Here is a 16,245-nt window from a genome sequence, read left to right as displayed (position 1 = left end):
CCCAGGAGCCATGCAGCCGCTCAAACTCACCCTCGTTGTCGCGGTCGCGCTGATCGACACGGACAACCGCATCCTTCTGGCCCAGCGGCCCGAGGGAAAGCAGCTTGCTGGATTGTGGGAGTTTCCGGGCGGCAAGGTGGAGCCCGGCGAGCGGCCGGAGGAGACCCTGATCCGCGAGCTTCAGGAGGAGCTCGGCATCACCGTGAAGGAGCCGTGTCTCGCGCCGCTCACCTTCGCGAGCCACGCCTACGAGAACTTCCACCTCCTGATGCCGCTCTACATCTGCCGCCGCTGGGAGGGCTTCGTGCAATCCATGGAGGGTCAGGCTCTGAAGTGGGTCAAGCCGCAGGAGCTGCGCAGCTATCCGATGCCGCCCGCAGATGAGCCGCTGATCCCCTTCCTTCTCGATCTTCTCAGATCGTAAGGCCCATCCATGTCGTCCCAAACCGCCGAGGCGGCTTCATCGCCCCCAGCCCCGTCTCCGGCCTTCATTCTCTCCAATCTGCTCGTCTGCTCCTTCCTGTGGGGCAGCGCGCTCCTGTTCGTGAAGCTGAGCGGAAACCTGAACCCGTTCGTGCTGGCCGCCATGCGCGGGCTGATCGGAGCGGCATCCCTGGCCGCATGGTTCCTGGCCCAGGGCAAGACCATCCTGCCGCAGCGCCATGAGCTGCGGGTCTGGGCCTTTCTCGGCACCTTCAACGGCTGGCTTCCGAACGTCCTCGTGGCCTATGCGCTGACGCAGATCGACACCGCGCCCGCCGCGATGATCCAGGCCTCCTCCCCGCTGATCGTCACGATCGTGTCCCACCTGCTGTTCGCGGAGGAGCGGCTGAGCCCGCAGCGGCTCCTCGGCGTTCTCGTGGGCTTTGTCGGCATGGGCATCCTCATCGGCCCGGCGGCCCTGCCCGACAGCGGGATCAGCCCCCTCGGAATAGCCGCCATGGTGCTGGTCGCCTGCAGCTATGGGGCGGCGAATGTCTATGTGCGCACCGTCCGAAACGTGGACCCGGCGCGCATGGCGCTCGGCCAGCAGATCGGCTCCGGCACGGCGGCGACGCTCCTCGCGCTGCTGATCGCCGGCCCCGTGGCCTTCGCGCCCGTGCCGTCGCATCTTGCGCCTCTCCTGGCGCTCGGCGTCATGTCGACCGCCTTGCCGATCCTGCTCTTCATGTACCTGATCCGGCGCACGGGGCCGACGCGGGCCTCCATGGTGAGCTACCTCGGGCCGGTCTGGACCATCCTGCTCGCGGTCCTGTTCCTGAACGAGAGCGTGGGCCTGCGCGAATTGTTCGGCGGCGCGGTGGTGCTGTCGGGCGTCGCCCTCGTGTCCTTCACGGGCCGGCTCAGGCGAGCCGCGTAAGCGCCTCGCGCGTCCTCGCGGGAATGTCGGCGGGGCGCTGCGTCGCCCGCTCCACGTGCACATGGACGAAATGGCCCTGCGCCGCCGCGATCTCGGCTCCCTCCTTGAAGATGCCGATCAGGTAGCGCACCGACGAGCGGCCGAGATGGGCGACGGCGATGCCGGCCTCCAGCCGTTCGGGAAAGGCGACGCTCTCGAAATAGGTGCAGCCCGATTCCACCACGAGCCCGATCACCGGGCTCGTCCCGATATCGAGCAGTTCCTCCTCGACGAGCCAGGCATTCACTGCGCTGTCGAAATAGGAATAGTAATGCACGTTGTTCACGTGCCCGTAGACGTCATTGTCCATCCAGCGCGTGGCGATGGGGCGAAACAGCCTGAAGGCGGAGCGGGTCAGCCGCACGGGACGTTCGGACATGGTGCTGCTCACCAGGCGGCTTCGTAGATGGCGCGCGCGTCGCCGAGGGAGAGCGGGCGCGGATTGTTCACGAGCAGGCGAGTCTGCTTCATCGCATCCTCCGCCAGCATCGGCAGAGCCCCCTGCGGGATGCCGACGTCGCGCAGGCGCGGCGGGAGGCCGACCCTCGCGCAAAGTCCGGCCACCGCCTCGACGAAGACATCGGCGCTTCCACGCTCCTCGAGATCCGGAAAGGCGAGCGGCGCGAGTTCTTCATAGGCTCCCGCGCAGGCGCCCGCGTTGAAGCTCAGCACGTGCGGCAGGACGAGCGCGTTGGAAAGGCCGTGCGGCACGCCGAAATGACCGCCGACCGGATAGGCGAGCGCATGCACGGCGGCCACGGGCGAATTGGCGAAAGCCTGGCCCGCCAGCATGGATCCGAGGAGCATCGCCGCCCGCGCCTCCCCGTCCTGGCCGTGGTGGACGGCCCGCTCGATGTTGCGCCCGAGGAGCCTCAGCGCCTCTTTCGCGAGCACCTTCGAGACGGGATTGTTGTTGGCGCTCGTGGAGGTATAGGCCTCGATGGCATGGACCATCGCGTCGATGCCCGTCGCCGCCGTCACGGCCGACGGCAGGTTCAGGGTCAGATCCGGATCGAGGAGCGCGATGTCGGGAATGATGAGGGGGGACACCACGCCCTTCTTCTCGTGCGCGCCGGTGGTGACGATGGAGATCGGCGTCACCTCCGATCCGGTGCCCGCCGTGGTGGGAACCGCGAGAAGCGGTAGCCTGGGGCCTTTCGCGACCCCGACGCCGTAGATGTCGGACAGGTGCTCGTCGCCTGTGGCGAGCAGGGCCACGAGCTTGGCCACGTCGATGGAGGAGCCTCCGCCGAAGCCGATCACCGCCCGCGCCTCGAAGGCTCTCGCCTTCTCGACGGCCGCGCGCACGACGGCCTCGGGCGGATCGGCCACCACCCCGTCGAACACATCGACCGCGACCCCTGCCTCTTCGAGGGACTGGAGGGCCTTCCCGAGCAGCCCCGCCTTCACCAGCCCGGCATCGGTCACGAGAGCGATCCGGGGCCCCAGCCGCTGCGCCGCGATCTCGCCGATGCGCGCGATGGAGCCGGAGCCGAAAATCAGGGAAGGAGCGGTGTTGAACGTGAAGGGCGGCATGGGATCATCCGTTTTCACGAAGAGAGTGGCCCGGCGCGGCGGCGACGGCAAGCCTCGCATTGGACCGCTGGTCGGGGGCTGTCCTGTTTTTGTCAGTCCCGGAATTCCTCGATCGCGTCGACCTTCTCGGGATAGAAGGCCACATGCTCCTTGATGGCGGCGACGGAGGGCGCGGGATCCTCGTAGCTCCAGGCCGCGTTCTCGCGCACGAGGCCGCCGCCGGACACCGTGAAATACGAGGCGTCGCCCTTGTAGGGGCAGTGGGACGTGTGTTCGGTGGCATCGAGCAGATCCATGCGCACGTCCTGCCTCGGGATGTAGAAGACCGACGGAAGGGTCGCCTCCTGGAGGGTCAGCGCCTGCGTCGTCTCGGCGATGATGAAGCCGCCGAGCATGACCCGAATGCGGTGCGGGTTTCGGGTGATCGTGATTGGATGATCCGGACCGGGCTCTTTCATGGGCAGGACTCCCGAGGGACTCTCAGGAACAAAGATAGAGCAGTCCGGTCACGGCCAAAGGGCCTCGCTACGAAAGATCATTCCTTCCGTTGCGGCGCGGACCCTCCTTCTTTCACGCCCAGAGCCTCCGCGAGCCGCATCTTGGCGGAGCCGGGACGGAGCGGCTTCTGCTGGCTCTCGTGCGGCACCCAGCCGGAGAGCCAGATGATCTCGAACGTCGCCGGGATCCGCCCGTCCGGATCGGCGAAACGCTCGGCATAGATTTCCGCCGCGCGCATCAGGGTGGCCCGCTTCAGCGGCGTGCGGCGGCGGTCGTTCAGGGCATTCGTGAGCCCCATGGCGCGCAGATCCCGCATGAGCGCAAAGGCATGGCCGTAGCGCACCCGGACGACGTCCGTATCGGTAACCGGCAGGGCGAATCCCGCCCGCTGGAGCAGGCCCCCTATGTCGCGCAGGTCCGCGAAGGGCGCGACGCGCGGGCTCACGCCGCCTTCCATCTCGGCTTCGGCCTGGGTCAGGGCCTGTCGCAATTCGGTCAGGGTGGCGCCGCCGAGCATGGCTCCGATGAAGAGACCATCGGGCTTGAGCGCGCGGCGGATCTGAATGAGCGCACCCGGGAGATCGTTGACGCTGTGGAGGGCAAGAAGCGACACCGCCAGGTCGAAGCGCTCGCCGGAGAACGGCAGTCGCTCCTCGTCGCCGAACACGCTTCCGGGCTCAGGGGTCGGCGACAGGCGAACGACCCTCTCGGCGAGCCCCGCCTGCGACAGGGCCTCGGCGGCAGCCGGCGTCGGCGTCCCCACATCGATGGCCCGGGAGAAGGAGCGCAGCACGGTCGAGAGCCGTTCCTGCAGATCCTCGACCATCCGCGCCAGGAGGAAATCGGCATAGCCCGCCTTCAAGGCGCGCGCCAGGCGCAGGCGGACAAGAGTGCGATCGAAGACGAGAGGTGTTGTCATAAGGCGCTCGATATGGCCCCTCGTGCCGCAGGAGCCAAGCAATTTTCGGAAGATGCATCATTTTCGAGGGATGCAACCGTGTCCCCTGGCAAACGACATTGAAACTATGTATCGATCACTCACTCTCGATCCGTTAAGCTCGGCCCATGAGGGCTTCTGTCGAGACGCGAAGGCTGCGATACGCCTCCCAGGTGCTCCGCCTGGCGCGGACGGCCGGGCGCATGATGATCGATCTCGTCTATCCGCCCGGCTGCATCGCCTGCCAGGCGGCAACCGGTGATCCTCATGGCCTGTGCGCCGCCTGCTGGTCGGGGATCCGCTTCATCGAGCGCCCATTCTGCGAACGGCTCGGCACGCCGTTCCAGGTCGATCTCGGGCAGCCGCTGATTTCGCCGGCCGCCTTGGCCGATCCTCCGGTGTTCGGGCGCGCCCGGGCGGTGGCGGAATATGACGGGACCGCGAGCCTGCTCGTGCATCGGCTCAAATACAACGACCGCCTGGAATTGGCCCGCGCCCTGGGCGGCATGATGGTCCGGGCCGGTGCGGACCTTCTCCGCGAGACGGATGTGATCGTCCCCGTGCCGCTCCATCGCTGGCGGCTCTGGCGGAGGCGGTTCAATCAGGCCATGGCGCTGGCGAAGACCGTCTCGGCCGAAAGCGGCGTGCCGTGCGATCCCTCGCTTCTCGCCCGCGTCAATCGTACCCGGCGGCAGGTAGGCCTGACCAAGGCGCAGAGGCAGGAGAACCTTCAGGGCGCCTTCCGCGTGCCGCCCGAGGCGAAAGCCCGCCTGAAGGGCAGACGGGCGCTCCTCGTCGACGACGTGCTCACCACCGGATCGACCGCGAATGCCGCCGCGCGGGCACTTCTGCGAGGCGGCGCGGCCACGGTGGACGTTCTGACCTTCGCGAGGGTCGTACGGGAGTTGTGAACCGGCCCTGATTGTTCCTATATCTAGCGCATCGTGCGGAAAAGTGGCCCCGGTTTTCCGCTCAAACGATGCGCTCTTCTATAGTGGGAGCATCGGACCCAAAAGTGGAATCCACTTTTGGGTCCGATGCTCTAGGTCCAACGCACGGAGACATGGATGCCGTCCATCACAATCTACACCAAAGGCTGGTGCCCCTATTGCTCGGCCGCGAAGGAGCTTCTGACCGAGAAGGGCGCGGCCTTCACCGAGATCGACATCGAAAAGACCCCCGGGTTGCGCGCTGAGATGATCCAGAAGGCCGGCGGACGCACCACCGTGCCGCAGATCTTCATCGGCGAGACCCATGTGGGCGGCTGCGACGACCTCTATGCTCTCGATAACCGGGGGCAGCTCCAGCCTCTTCTGCAGGCCTGACGGGAACGGACCGATGGCCGCCCCCCGCTTCACCGCCGCCTGCATCCAGATGCGCTCCGGCCGCGACGTTCTGAAGAACCGCGATGCCGCCGTGGCCCTCGTGCGCGAGGCCGCCGACAAGGGCGCGCATTTCGCCCAGACGCCGGAGATGACATCGCTCATCAGCCGCGACCGGGCGGATCTGTTCGAGAAGATCGGTCCGCAGGATCAGGATCCGGTGCTGGCGTCCCTTCGCGAGGTGGCGCGTGAGAGGGGCGTTCTGGTCCAGATCGGCTCGCTCGCCGTGAAGGACGGCGACAAGGTCGCCAACCGCTCCTTCCTCATCGACGCCAAGGGAGAGATCGTCGCTTCCTACGACAAGATCCATCTCTATGACGTCGACCTCCCGAACGGCGAGAGCTGGCGCGAATCCGCCACCTATACGGGCGGCGACACGGCGGTGCTGGCCGAGACGCCCTGGGGCCTTCTCGGCATGACGATCTGCTACGACCTGCGCTTTCCCGCCCTCTACAGGGCACTTGCCGAGAACGGGGCGTCGTTTCTTTCCGCCCCGGCCGCCTTCACCCGACAGACGGGCGAGGCGCATTGGGAGGTGCTGCACCGGGCGCGCGCCATCGAGACCGGGTCCTTCATGATCTCCGCCGCCCAAGGCGGCCTTCACGAGAGCGGCCGCGAGACCTTCGGCCATTCGATCATCGTCGATCCCTGGGGGCGCGTGCTCGCGGAAGCGGGCACGGAGCCCGGCGTGATCCTGGCGGAGATCGATCCTGCCCTCGTCACGGAGGTGCGCGGGCGCATTCCCACCCTGAAGAACGCGCGCAGCTTCAAGGTGGCGATCGCGCTGGACCCTCAGCCTCTCGGCCGGGCGGCTTCCGCCTGATCGTTCAACATTGCGCGTACTGTAATCCTCAAGGACATGATCAAATACGCCCTGGCCTGCGAACAGGCCCACGAATTCGAGAGCTGGTTTCCCTCAAGCGAGGCGTTCGAGACGCAGCGCGAACGCGGCTTCGTCACCTGCCCTTTCTGCGACTCGCCGAAGGTGGACAAGCAGATCATGGCGCCGTCCGTGGCCCGAACCGACAAGGCTCCCGACGCCAAACCGGAGGCGCAGCCCATGGCGGTTCTCTCGGACAGGGAGCGCGAGATCCGGGCAGCGCTGCGCGCCCTTCGCGAGCACGTGATCAGGAACTCGGAGGACGTGGGCAAGGATTTCGTCGAGGAAGCCCGCAAGATGCATTACGGCGAAGCGGAAGAGCGCTCGATCTACGGCGAGGCCGATCTCGAGGAAGCGCGCGCGCTGCTGGAGGAAGGGATCGACGTGCTGCCGATCCCTCATGTGCCGGATGACCGGAACTGATGGTCAGCGCGTGTAGGTGAAGCTGGAGATCTTGCACACGTTCACGTTGCGCCGGACGTGCGAGGAGCCGTTGGTGAACACCGCCTTGAAGTCGAATTGGCAAGCGCCGCTGCCGTCGTCGATGTCGATCTCGAAGGTGTCGCCGGGCTCCATGATGTCCGCGCCGAGGATGTCCTCCTCCCAGTCCTCCGTGCCGGTGGTCGAGGCATAGAATTCCGACATCGTCAGGCCGGTCTCGTTGATGATGTCGACCTTCCGGTCGGCGGCGGAAGCGGCAGTCGAGGCGAGCGCGGCGATGAAGCCGGCTGCCGCAAGCGTTGCGATGATTTTCAAGAGAGCCCCAGGGTTTTGAATGCAGCAGGATGGTCCTGCCGGCCGCACCCGAGTTCCGGCGAGACTAGCTGTTTGTGACTTTTATTGTCTCGGCTTCCCTGGATGCCCCCGTGGCGATAACACAATCTTACGCTAGGTAAATAGGCTTATTGCCTTATTGTCCTATCAATTCCGATGCGGCGCGCGCCATCGCTGCCCGGAACGGAGCTTTACGGCTCTCGACCTTCGCGCTCGCCGCTCCATTTCCTCCTGAAGCGTGGCAGGGGCGGTCCCTTGGCGGTATTCTTCACCAGCGACACTCATTTCGGCGACCCGCGGGTGCTGCGGATCGACAAGCGCCCGTTCAAGACGATTCCCGAGCATGACGAGGCGCTCGTCGCCTATTGGAACGAGACTGTCGCGCCGGACGACGAGGTCTGGCACCTCGGCGATTTCGCCCTGCACGCCCGCCCGGAACGCATCGACGAACTGCTCTCCAGACTCAATGGGCACAAGCATCTGATCGTCGGCAACAACGACGGCCCGGCAACGCTCGCCGCCAAGGGGTGGGCCGACGTGCAGACCTATGCGGAGCTGAACGTCGGCGGCCGCTTCGTGGTGATGTGCCATTATGCATTCCGCACCTGGAAGAACATGGGCCGCGGCTGGGTCGATCTGCACGGCCACTCGCACGGCAAGTTGAAGCCCCAGACGCGGCAATACGACGTGGGGGTGGATGTGTGGAACTACCGGCCCATCACGCTCGAGACGATCCTCGGCACCAGGCGGAGGCCTAAACCGACCTTGGCATCCTGACGCCGGCTCGGTGTCGATCCCCGTCTATCACAGGGTGTCCTATTCTCCCGTCCGGCCTCCCACGCCACCGGCATGGCGTTCGAGCCATGCGACAGCGAATGCGCAGACAGGCCCCGCATCGACGAGCACGGATTTTGCCTCGCCGATCAGGCCCTGCGCACCCATCCCGCTCGCGAGGAAGTCTCGCACGATCAGGGCGAAAGCCTCGTCGTCGAGACCGGGCGCGACGGGCTGCGAGGTATCGAATTCCTCCAGGAGGCGCCATTCCACTCCCATGGCTGTGGCGAACGGCACCTCGTAGCGGCGCAGGCGCTTGTTCGGAAGACGCGCCAAGTGCTCGGCGTGATGAAGAAGCGTCATCGTGTTGGGCGGGGCCCCGACCATCAGAACCTTGCCGCCGACCTCCACGAGCTTGGCGAGGGGGCTTCCCTCCCCGTAGCCGTAATTGAGGGGATGGGCGACGGTGAGCCAGTCGGAGCGGGCGCCGATGGCAGCGACCGAAGCTCCCGGGTTGCCGCTGCGCCGCGCGCCCGGTGTCGTGCGGATGAACTCCGCGAGCACGCCATTGTCACGGATGGCCCGGGAGGCCGCAGGATCGAAGGGCGGAATGTGATCGCGCCATTCCGGCAGTATGCGCCCGTCCGCGTCCAGCAATTCGTCGTAAGCCCCGTCCCAGTCGGTATAGGCGAGGATCGTGCCGGAGGGCCCGACCGCATCGAGGAGGGCCCCGATGAGCGCGTCCGGCCCGTTGAGCAGCCGCCCCACCCGACTCATGGCCGCGTGCACCATGACGGTGTCTCCCGTTCGAATCCCGAAGCGTTCCAGATCCTTCCGGAGCGAGGCGCGCGTGTGAAAGAGGAGAACAGGAGCGAGCATGCGCGCACCATCACGGATGGATTTTCGCGAGTCAATCAATGGCTTGGCCCCGAGGAGCTCATGGCGCGAGGAGCAGAGTTGCTCCTGGTTTTGTGATGGGACGGCGGGACCTTCGCGCTTCCATACCGAACCTTTCATCGTATGACCGGTTTGGGTGAAGGAGGATGAAAGCATGGATCAGCCGGGCAGGACCGTACCGCCGAAGCGTCGCGCGTCGTTGATGCGCCAGTTCTTCGACAGCGAGGCATCGGGCGGCATGATCCTCATGGGCGTGACGGTGATCGCCCTCGTTCTCGCCAACTCTCCCCTGTCAGAGGCCTATTTCGGAATTCTGAAGACCTACGTGGCCGGCCTCAGCGTCCTGCACTGGATCAACGATGCTCTGATGGCGGTGTTCTTCCTGCTGGTCGGGCTCGAGATCAAGCGCGAGATGCTGGACGGACAGCTCTCCACCTGGCCGCGCCGAATCCTGCCCGGCATCGCGGCGCTCGGCGGCATGATCGTGCCTGCCCTCGTGTTTCTCGTCGTCACGCGCAACGAGCCGCAATTCCATCAAGGCTGGGCGATCCCGACCGCCACGGACATCGCCTTCGCACTCGGCGTGCTGGCGGTCCTGGGATCGCGCGTGCCCACCTCCCTCAAGATCTTCCTGACGGCGCTCGCCATCCTGGACGATCTCGGGGCGATCGTGATCATCGCGCTGTTCTATACGACCGATCTCTCGCTTACGATGCTGGGTGGGGCCGCGCTCTGTCTCGCGGTGCTGGTGGCCTTCAACCGCTTCAACGTCACGCACCTCATGCCCTACCTGCTCGTGGGCGCGGTGCTGTGGTTCTTCGTGCTGCAATCGGGCATTCACGCCACGCTGGCGGGCGTCGCCCTGGCGCTCACCATCCCGCTACAGGCCGCCCCGAAGAAGACACGCGCGGAGGATGCGCCGCTGCACCGCCTGGAGCATGCGCTCCATGGACCCGTGGCCTATGGCGTCATCCCGATCTTCGGCCTCGCCAATGCGGGCGTTCCGCTCTCGGGCCTGTCCCTCGATGCCCTGCTCAGCCCCCTGCCCCTCGGCATCGCTCTGGGCTTGTTCATCGGCAAGCAGGCGGGCGTCTATTCCTTCGCGTGGGCGGCGATCCGTCTGGGCTTAGCCGATGTGCCGGCGGGCGCCACGCGGCTGCAATGCTACGGCGTGGCGCTGCTCTGCGGCATCGGCTTCACTATGAGCCTGTTCATCGGCGCTCTCGCCTTCCCGGACAACCCGGACCTCACCAGCGCCACCAAGATCGGCGTGCTCATGGGCTCGGCCCTCTCCGCCCTGGCAGGCTACGCGCTTCTCAGCGTCGCCCCGCGCGAAAGGCTTCAGGTCCGCGAGGCCAGAAGCATGTAGTTGACGGACAGATCCTGCGAGAGGGACCAGCTGTCCCGCAAGGGATTGTACCCGACGCCGGTGAGGTCGTTCACGGAAAAGCCCGCCTGCCTGATGGCGTCGGAGAGTTCGTCCGGAGTGACGAACCTGTCCCATTCATGGGTGCCCTTCGGCAGCCAGCGGAGGATGTACTCGGCCCCCACGATGGCGGACGCGAAGGAGCGCAGCGTCCGGTTGATCGTCGCCATGACAAGGCAGCCGCCCGGCTTCACGGCCTGGGTACAGGCCGTCACGAAGGCCTGCACGTCCGCCACGTGCTCCACCACCTCCATGGCGAGAACGACGTCGAAGCGCTCGCCCCGCGCCACCACCGCCTCGACGGTTTCGTTGCGGAAGTCGACCGGCACCCCGGCCCGCTCCGCATGGAGGCGGGCCACCGAGATGTTGGTGGGCGCCGGGTCGAGCCCCGTCACGCCGGCCCCAAGGCGCGCCAGCGGCTCCGACAGGACCCCGCCGCCGCAGCCCACGTCGAGGATCGTCAGCCCCTCGAGCGAGCGGGCGGAGCGCGGGTCGCGCCCGAACCGGCGGCAGGCCTCGTCCCGGATATAGGCCAGCCGTACCGGGTTGAACCGGTGTAGGACCTTCATGGGGCCGCTCGGATCCCACCACGTCGCGGCGATCTTTTCGAAACGGGCGACTTCGGCCGGATCGATGGTCGTGGATGCGCCGTGAGCCATAAGATAAAATTCCTCGTCCGAAGAAATGATTTCCGCGCGTTGACAGCGCGCGGCCCTACCGTCATGTATACGCGCCTTTCCGAACTCGCGAAGGGCAAAATTTTTCCCTTAACCTAACGGCCTTCTTCGCATGCCCCGTCTTGTCATGAAGTTCGGCGGTACATCCGTCGCCAATGTAGAGCGCATCCGTAACGTGGCGCGGCATGTCAAACGCGAGGTCGAGGCCGGGTACGACGTGGCCGTCGTGGTCTCGGCCATGGCCGGCAAGACCAATGAGCTGGTCGGCTGGGTGAAGGATGCCCATGCTCTCTACGACGCCAAGGAATACGACGTGGTCGTCGCCTCGGGCGAACAGGTTACGTCGGGGCTGCTCGCCATCGCCTTGCAGGAAATGGGCGTCAAGGCCCGCTCCTGGCAGGGCTGGCAGATCCCGATCATGACTTCGAGCGCCCACGGAACGGCGCGAATCGTCGATATCGACGGCTCGAGCATCATCGAAAGCTTCGAGAAGAAGGGCGAGGTCGCCGTCGTATCCGGCTTCCAGGGCCTTCACCAGGAGACCCGCCGCGTCACGACCCTCGGCCGTGGCGGCTCGGATACCAGCGCCGTGGCGCTGGCCGCCGCCATCGGGGCCGAGCGCTGCGACATCTATACGGATGTGGACGGCGTCTATACCACCGATCCTCGCATCGTGCCCAAGGCACAGCGCCTGGATAAGGTGTCCTACGAGGAAATGCTGGAGATGGCCTCCCTCGGGGCCAAGGTGCTCCAGGTGCGCTCGGTCGAGCTCGCCATGATGCACCGGGTTCCGACCTATGTCCGCTCCAGCTTCGACGATCCCGCCGACCCCAAGCTCGGCACCCTCATCTGCGACGAGGAAGACATCATGGAACAGCAGGTTGTCACGGGCATCGCCTATTCGCGCGACGAAGCCCAGATTACGTTGCGGAATGTGGCCGACAAGCCGGGCATTGCCGCCTCGATCTTCGTGCCCCTGGCGGACGCCAACATCAACGTGGACATGATCATCCAGGTGGTTTCGGACGACACCACCACCACGGACATCACCTTCACGGTCCCGTCGGCCGAGTACGAGCGGGCTTGCACCGTCCTCAACGCTCACAAAAACGAGATCGAGTTCCGCGATCTTCAGGGCGCCACCGACGTGGTGAAGGTCTCGGCCATCGGAGTGGGCATGCGCAGCCATGCCGGCGTGGCGGCCCGGGCTTTCAAGGCCTTGGCGGACAAGGGCATCAACATCCGGGCGATCACCACCTCGGAGATCAAGTTCTCCGTTCTGATCGACTCGGCCTATACGGAGCTTGCCGTCCGCACGCTTCACTCGCTATACGGCCTGGACAAGGCCTAATCGGTGAGCAGCCCGATTGACGGCTGGTCGGTCGGGCTGCAACACTTAAGGCACCACCGCCGGTTCGCTTTGCCGGCTCCGAAGGACGGGAACGTAAACGCTCATGCCAAGTGCTCCCGGCGGTCCGCGCCTTCTGCTGCGCCGCCTCCGCGAGATTATGGCGGAGCCGGTGGGGGCGCAGGACCGCCTTGACAGAATCGTCATCCAAATCGCCGCCAACATGGTGGCGGAGGTGTGCTCCGTCTATGTCCTGCGCGGCGATGGCGTCCTCGAGCTGTTCGCCACGGAAGGCCTGAACCGGGAAGCGGTCCACCAGACGATCATGCGCTCGGGCGAAGGCCTCGTCGGCCTCATCGCATCCACGGCGGAGCCCCTGGCCCTGTCCGATGCCCAGAGCCATCCGGCCTTCTCCTACAAGCCCGAAACGGGCGAAGAGATCTACCACGCCTTTCTGGGCGTCCCGCTGCTCCGGGCGGGCAACACCCTCGGCGTCCTCGTCGTCCAGAACCGCACCTATCGCGTCTATACGGAAGAAGAGGTCGAGGCGCTTCAGACCACCGCCATGGTGGTGGCCGAGATGCTGGCGACGGGCGAGCTGCAGGCCCTCGCTCCGGTCGAGACCGGCATCGCGCTGCGCCGCCCTGTCTACCAGAAGGGCATGGCGCTCGCCGACGGCGTGGGCCTCGGCTACGTGGTGCTGTACGAGCCGCGTGTCGTCATCAAGAACCTGATCGCCGAGAACGTCGAGGCGGAACTGCAGCGCCTGGACGATTCCATCGCCCAGGTCCGCACCTCCATCGACGAGCTGATCGAACGCGGCGACGTGGCCCATCACGGCGAGCACCGGGAAGTCCTCGAAACCTTCCGCATGTTCGCGCATGACCAGGGCTGGCTCCGCCGCATGCGAGAGGCGGTGGCTTCCGGCCTCACGGCGGAAGCGGCCGTGGAGCGGGTCCAGTCCGACAACCGCGCCCGCATGCTGCGCCAGACCGACCCCTATCTGCGGGAGCGCCTGCACGATCTCGACGATCTCGCCAACCGGCTGCTCTTCCGCCTCGTGGGGCGCGACATGGTGGCCGAGCGCGGATCCCTGCCCGAGAACGCCATCATCGTGGCCCGCTCCATGGGGCCGGCGGCCCTGTTGGATTACGACCGCTCGCGCCTGCGCGGCCTCGTGCTCGAGGAAGGCGGTCCCACGAGCCACATCGCCATCGTGGCGCGGGCCCTCGGCATCCCGGCCGTGGGCGAGGTGCAGAATGCCACGTCGATCACCGAGCCGGGCGACGCGATCATCGTCGACGGCGCCGCGGGCGAGGTGCAGATCCGCCCCAGCGCCGACGTGGAGGCGGCCTATGCCGAGAAGGCGCGGCTTCGCGCCAAGCGCCAGGAGCAGTATCAGAAGCTCCGCAACGTGCCCTCCGTCACCAGAGACGGGATCGAGATCGCCCTGCAGCTCAACGCAGGCCTTCTGGTCGACCTGCCCCACCTCTCGGAAACCGGGGCTGCGGGCGTCGGCCTGTTCCGCACCGAATTGCAGTTCATGATCGCCGAGAGGATGCCCTCGGCCTCCGATCAGCAGGCGCTCTACAGCGCCGTGTTCGCGGAAGCCGGCGACCGGCCGGTCACTTTCCGGACCCTCGACATCGGCGGCGACAAGATCCTGCCCTACATGCAGGCGGTCGAGGAGGAGAACCCGGCTCTCGGCTGGCGCGCGATCCGAATTGGCCTCGACCGGCCGGGCCTGCTGCGGGCCCAGGTCCGCGCGCTCCTGAAGGCCGCCACCGGACGCCCCCTGAAGATCATGTTCCCCATGGTGGCGACCTGCGACGAGTTCGAGCGCGCGCGCGCCATCGTGGAGCGCGAAAAGAGCTATCTCTCGCACCATGGCCACGCCCTCCCGTCCGACCTGAAGCTCGGCGTGATGCTGGAGGTGCCCTCGCTCCTTTTCCAGCTCAAGGAAATCTGCGACCGCGCCGATTTCATCTCCATCGGCTCGAACGACCTGATGCAGTTTCTCTTCGCCATCGACCGGGAGAACCGGCGCGTGGCGGATCGCTTCGATCCGCTGAGCACGCCCATGCTGCGGGCCCTGCGGCTCGTGGCCGAGCAGGCGAAGGCCTCCGGCTGCCTCGCGACATTGTGCGGAGAGATCGGCGGACGCCCCCTCGAAGCGATGACTCTGCTCGGCCTGGGCTTCCGCTCGCTGTCCATGTCTCCAGCCTCCATCGGGCCGGTCAAAGCCATGCTCCTCGCCCTTGACGTGAGCGAGCTCGAAACCTTTCTTCACGAAGAGCTGGAGCATGCAGGGAGCGGCGATACGCTGCGCCCGAAGCTTGCCCATTTCGCGGAAACCCGTGGTATTCCCGTCTGATGACGATCGCTCCTCCCTCCGACCGCCTGAACGCCATCCTGGCCCGCCATGACATCATCACGGCGACGCTCAATGCCGGCCCCGATCCGGAAACCTTCGTGGCGCTCTCGCGCGAGCTCGCGGAGCTCGACGGAGTCGCGGGCGCGATCCGCGCCTATCACGCCATGGAGGACAACCTGAACGGGCTCGAAGCGCTGATCGACGATCCGTCGACCGATTCCGAGATGCGCAAGCTCGTCGAGGAAGAGCTGCCGCAGGCGCGCGAGGACCTCGAAAAGGCGGCGCAGGATCTGCGCATCATGCTGCTGCCCAAGGACGAGGCCGACGAGAAGAGCGCGATCCTCGAAATCCGCGCTGGCACGGGCGGCGACGAGGCGGCCCTCTTCGCGGGCGATCTCCTGCGCATGTACACGCGCTATGCGGACCTGAAGGGCTGGAAGGTCGAGATCGTATCAGAGAGCGAGGGCACGGCCGGCGGCTACAAGGAAGTGGTCGCCGAGATCAAGGGGCGCGGCGTGTTCGCACGCCTGAAGTTCGAGAGCGGCGTGCACCGCGTCCAGCGCGTGCCCGATACCGAAACGCAAGGGCGCATCCACACCTCCGCCGCGACCGTCGCGGTTCTGCCGGAGGCCGAGGACGTCGACATCGTTCTCAACGACGCCGATCTGAAGATCGAGACCATGCGCGCCCAGGGAGCGGGCGGTCAGCACGTGAACAAGACCGAATCCGCGATCCGCATCACGCATCTTCCGACCGGCACCGTGGTGTTCGTGCAGGACGAGCGTTCGCAGCACAAGAACCGCGCCCGCGCCATGGGGCTTCTGCGCTCGCGCCTCTACGACGCGGAGCGCACGGCCAAGGACGCTGCGCGTGCCGCCGACCGCAAGTCGCAGGTCGGCTCCGGCGACCGCTCCGAGCGCATCCGGACCTACAATTTCCCGCAAGGGCGCGTCACGGATCACCGGATCAACCTCACCCTCTACAAGCTCGAAGAGGTGATCGCCGGCAACGCGCTCGACGAACTCATCGACGCGCTCATCACCGAGCATCAGGCCGCTCAGCTCGCCGCTCAGGATCAGGCCGCGTGATCGAAGGCCTGAGCCATATCACGCTCATCACCAGCGACCTGGCCCGAATAAGCGCGATCATGAGCCACGTTCTCGACGGACAGGAAATCTACTCTTCCGGCGACGAGACCTTCTCCCTCTCGCGCGAGAAATTCTTCATCGTCGGCGGCCAGTGGATCGCCGTGATGGAGGGCGAGAGCCTGCCCTCGCGCAGCTACAACCACATCGCCTTCAAGATCCCGGCGACGGCCATCGGCGATTATCGCGCCCGCATCG

Annotated in this window: 18 protein-coding genes; 11 read left to right on the top strand and 7 right to left on the bottom strand. The window is 66.3% G+C overall.

The features are described 5' to 3' along the window. Positions 1 to 10 precede the first annotated feature (10 nt). Positions 11 to 424: an 8-oxo-dGTP diphosphatase MutT gene (gene mutT, locus AB8841_RS11495; protein WP_370435986.1), complete on the top strand. Its 414-nt coding sequence runs from the start codon at positions 11 to 13 to the stop codon at positions 422 to 424. Between the two features lie 9 nt (positions 425 to 433). Continuing rightward, the gene (locus tag AB8841_RS11490; protein WP_370435985.1) at positions 434 to 1,360 is read left to right on the top strand and encodes a DMT family transporter; all 927 of its coding nucleotides are present in this window, start codon (positions 434 to 436) and stop codon (positions 1,358 to 1,360) included. Here AB8841_RS11490 and AB8841_RS11485 read toward each other — a convergent pair. From AB8841_RS11485 to AB8841_RS11470, 4 genes are all read right to left on the bottom strand, one after another. Beyond that, the gene (locus tag AB8841_RS11485) at positions 1,344 to 1,778 is read right to left on the bottom strand and encodes an acyl-CoA thioesterase (RefSeq protein ID WP_370435984.1); all 435 of its coding nucleotides are present in this window, start codon (positions 1,776 to 1,778) and stop codon (positions 1,344 to 1,346) included. The two genes, AB8841_RS11490 and AB8841_RS11485, sit on opposite strands and share 17 nt — an antisense overlap. 8 nt (positions 1,779 to 1,786) lie before the next feature. After that, entirely contained in the window at positions 1,787 to 2,935 is a 1,149-nt protein-coding gene (locus tag AB8841_RS11480; RefSeq protein WP_370435983.1) for an iron-containing alcohol dehydrogenase, read from the bottom strand. 92 nt (positions 2,936 to 3,027) lie between these two features. Further along, positions 3,028 to 3,393, bottom strand: coding sequence for a DUF427 domain-containing protein (locus AB8841_RS11475; RefSeq protein ID WP_370435982.1), 366 nt, complete (start codon positions 3,391 to 3,393; stop codon positions 3,028 to 3,030). 77 nt (positions 3,394 to 3,470) lie between these two features. Beyond that, positions 3,471 to 4,352, bottom strand: coding sequence for a methyltransferase domain-containing protein (locus tag AB8841_RS11470; protein WP_370435981.1), 882 nt, complete (start codon positions 4,350 to 4,352; stop codon positions 3,471 to 3,473). Positions 4,353 to 4,573: 221 nt separating this feature from the next. Between AB8841_RS11470 and AB8841_RS11465 the strand changes: the two genes are divergently transcribed. The 4 genes from AB8841_RS11465 (at position 4,574) to AB8841_RS11450 (ending at position 7,055) form a co-directional block, all read left to right on the top strand. Continuing rightward, entirely contained in the window at positions 4,574 to 5,281 is a 708-nt protein-coding gene (locus AB8841_RS11465) for a ComF family protein (RefSeq protein ID WP_370439249.1), read from the top strand. Positions 5,282 to 5,437: 156 nt separating this feature from the next. Beyond that, a complete protein-coding gene (gene grxC, locus AB8841_RS11460; RefSeq protein WP_370435980.1) occupies positions 5,438 to 5,695 on the top strand; it encodes a glutaredoxin 3 in 258 nt (85 codons plus the stop codon). 13 nt (positions 5,696 to 5,708) lie between these two features. Further along, positions 5,709 to 6,575: a carbon-nitrogen hydrolase family protein gene (locus AB8841_RS11455; protein ID WP_370435979.1), complete on the top strand. Its 867-nt coding sequence runs from the start codon at positions 5,709 to 5,711 to the stop codon at positions 6,573 to 6,575. A gap of 36 nt (positions 6,576 to 6,611) precedes the next feature. Then, complete coding sequence (locus AB8841_RS11450) at positions 6,612 to 7,055, top strand: DUF1178 family protein (RefSeq protein WP_370435978.1); 444 nt, start codon at positions 6,612 to 6,614, stop codon at positions 7,053 to 7,055. Between the two features lie 3 nt (positions 7,056 to 7,058). Here the strand turns inward: AB8841_RS11450 and AB8841_RS11445 are convergent, their stop codons facing one another. Next, the gene (locus AB8841_RS11445; protein WP_370435977.1) at positions 7,059 to 7,388 is read right to left on the bottom strand and encodes a hypothetical protein; all 330 of its coding nucleotides are present in this window, start codon (positions 7,386 to 7,388) and stop codon (positions 7,059 to 7,061) included. Between the two features lie 273 nt (positions 7,389 to 7,661). Here AB8841_RS11445 and AB8841_RS11440 point away from each other — a divergent pair, with 273 nt between their 5' ends. Next, positions 7,662 to 8,183, top strand: coding sequence for a metallophosphoesterase family protein (locus tag AB8841_RS11440; protein WP_370435976.1), 522 nt, complete (start codon positions 7,662 to 7,664; stop codon positions 8,181 to 8,183). Positions 8,184 to 8,222: 39 nt separating this feature from the next. On the opposite strand, the gene aac(3) is transcribed toward AB8841_RS11440, so the two are convergent. Further along, positions 8,223 to 9,059: an aminoglycoside 3-N-acetyltransferase gene (gene aac(3), locus AB8841_RS11435; protein WP_370435975.1), complete on the bottom strand. Its 837-nt coding sequence runs from the start codon at positions 9,057 to 9,059 to the stop codon at positions 8,223 to 8,225. A 172-nt stretch (positions 9,060 to 9,231) separates the two neighbouring features. Here aac(3) and nhaA point away from each other — a divergent pair, with 172 nt between their 5' ends. Continuing rightward, positions 9,232 to 10,446 (top strand): Na+/H+ antiporter NhaA, encoded by a 1,215-nt coding sequence (gene nhaA, locus AB8841_RS11430; RefSeq protein ID WP_370435974.1) that lies wholly within the window; start codon positions 9,232 to 9,234, stop codon positions 10,444 to 10,446. Here nhaA and ubiG read toward each other — a convergent pair. Further along, complete coding sequence (ubiG, locus tag AB8841_RS11425; protein ID WP_370435973.1) at positions 10,419 to 11,162, bottom strand: bifunctional 2-polyprenyl-6-hydroxyphenol methylase/3-demethylubiquinol 3-O-methyltransferase UbiG; 744 nt, start codon at positions 11,160 to 11,162, stop codon at positions 10,419 to 10,421. The genes nhaA and ubiG overlap by 28 nt on opposite strands. Positions 11,163 to 11,292: 130 nt before the next feature. Between ubiG and AB8841_RS11420 the strand changes: the two genes are divergently transcribed. The 3 genes from AB8841_RS11420 to prfA all read left to right on the top strand — a co-directional run bounded on the left by AB8841_RS11420 (position 11,293) and on the right by prfA (position 15,990). Further along, positions 11,293 to 12,531: an aspartate kinase gene (locus AB8841_RS11420; protein ID WP_370435972.1), complete on the top strand. Its 1,239-nt coding sequence runs from the start codon at positions 11,293 to 11,295 to the stop codon at positions 12,529 to 12,531. A 103-nt stretch (positions 12,532 to 12,634) separates the two neighbouring features. Then, positions 12,635 to 14,902, top strand: coding sequence for a phosphoenolpyruvate--protein phosphotransferase (gene ptsP / locus AB8841_RS11415; RefSeq protein ID WP_370435971.1), 2,268 nt, complete (start codon positions 12,635 to 12,637; stop codon positions 14,900 to 14,902). Next, on the top strand, positions 14,902 to 15,990 hold the full coding sequence (gene prfA, locus AB8841_RS11410) for a peptide chain release factor 1 (RefSeq protein ID WP_370435970.1): 1,089 nt from the start codon (positions 14,902 to 14,904) through the stop codon (positions 15,988 to 15,990). Before ptsP ends, prfA begins: the two co-directional genes overlap by 1 nt. The last annotated feature ends 255 nt before the right edge of the window (positions 15,991 to 16,245 follow it).

The organism is Microvirga sp. TS319 (genome assembly GCF_041276405.1).
Classification (GTDB): domain Bacteria; phylum Pseudomonadota; class Alphaproteobacteria; order Rhizobiales; family Beijerinckiaceae; genus Microvirga.
This window is presented reverse-complemented; position numbering and strand designations above follow the sequence as displayed.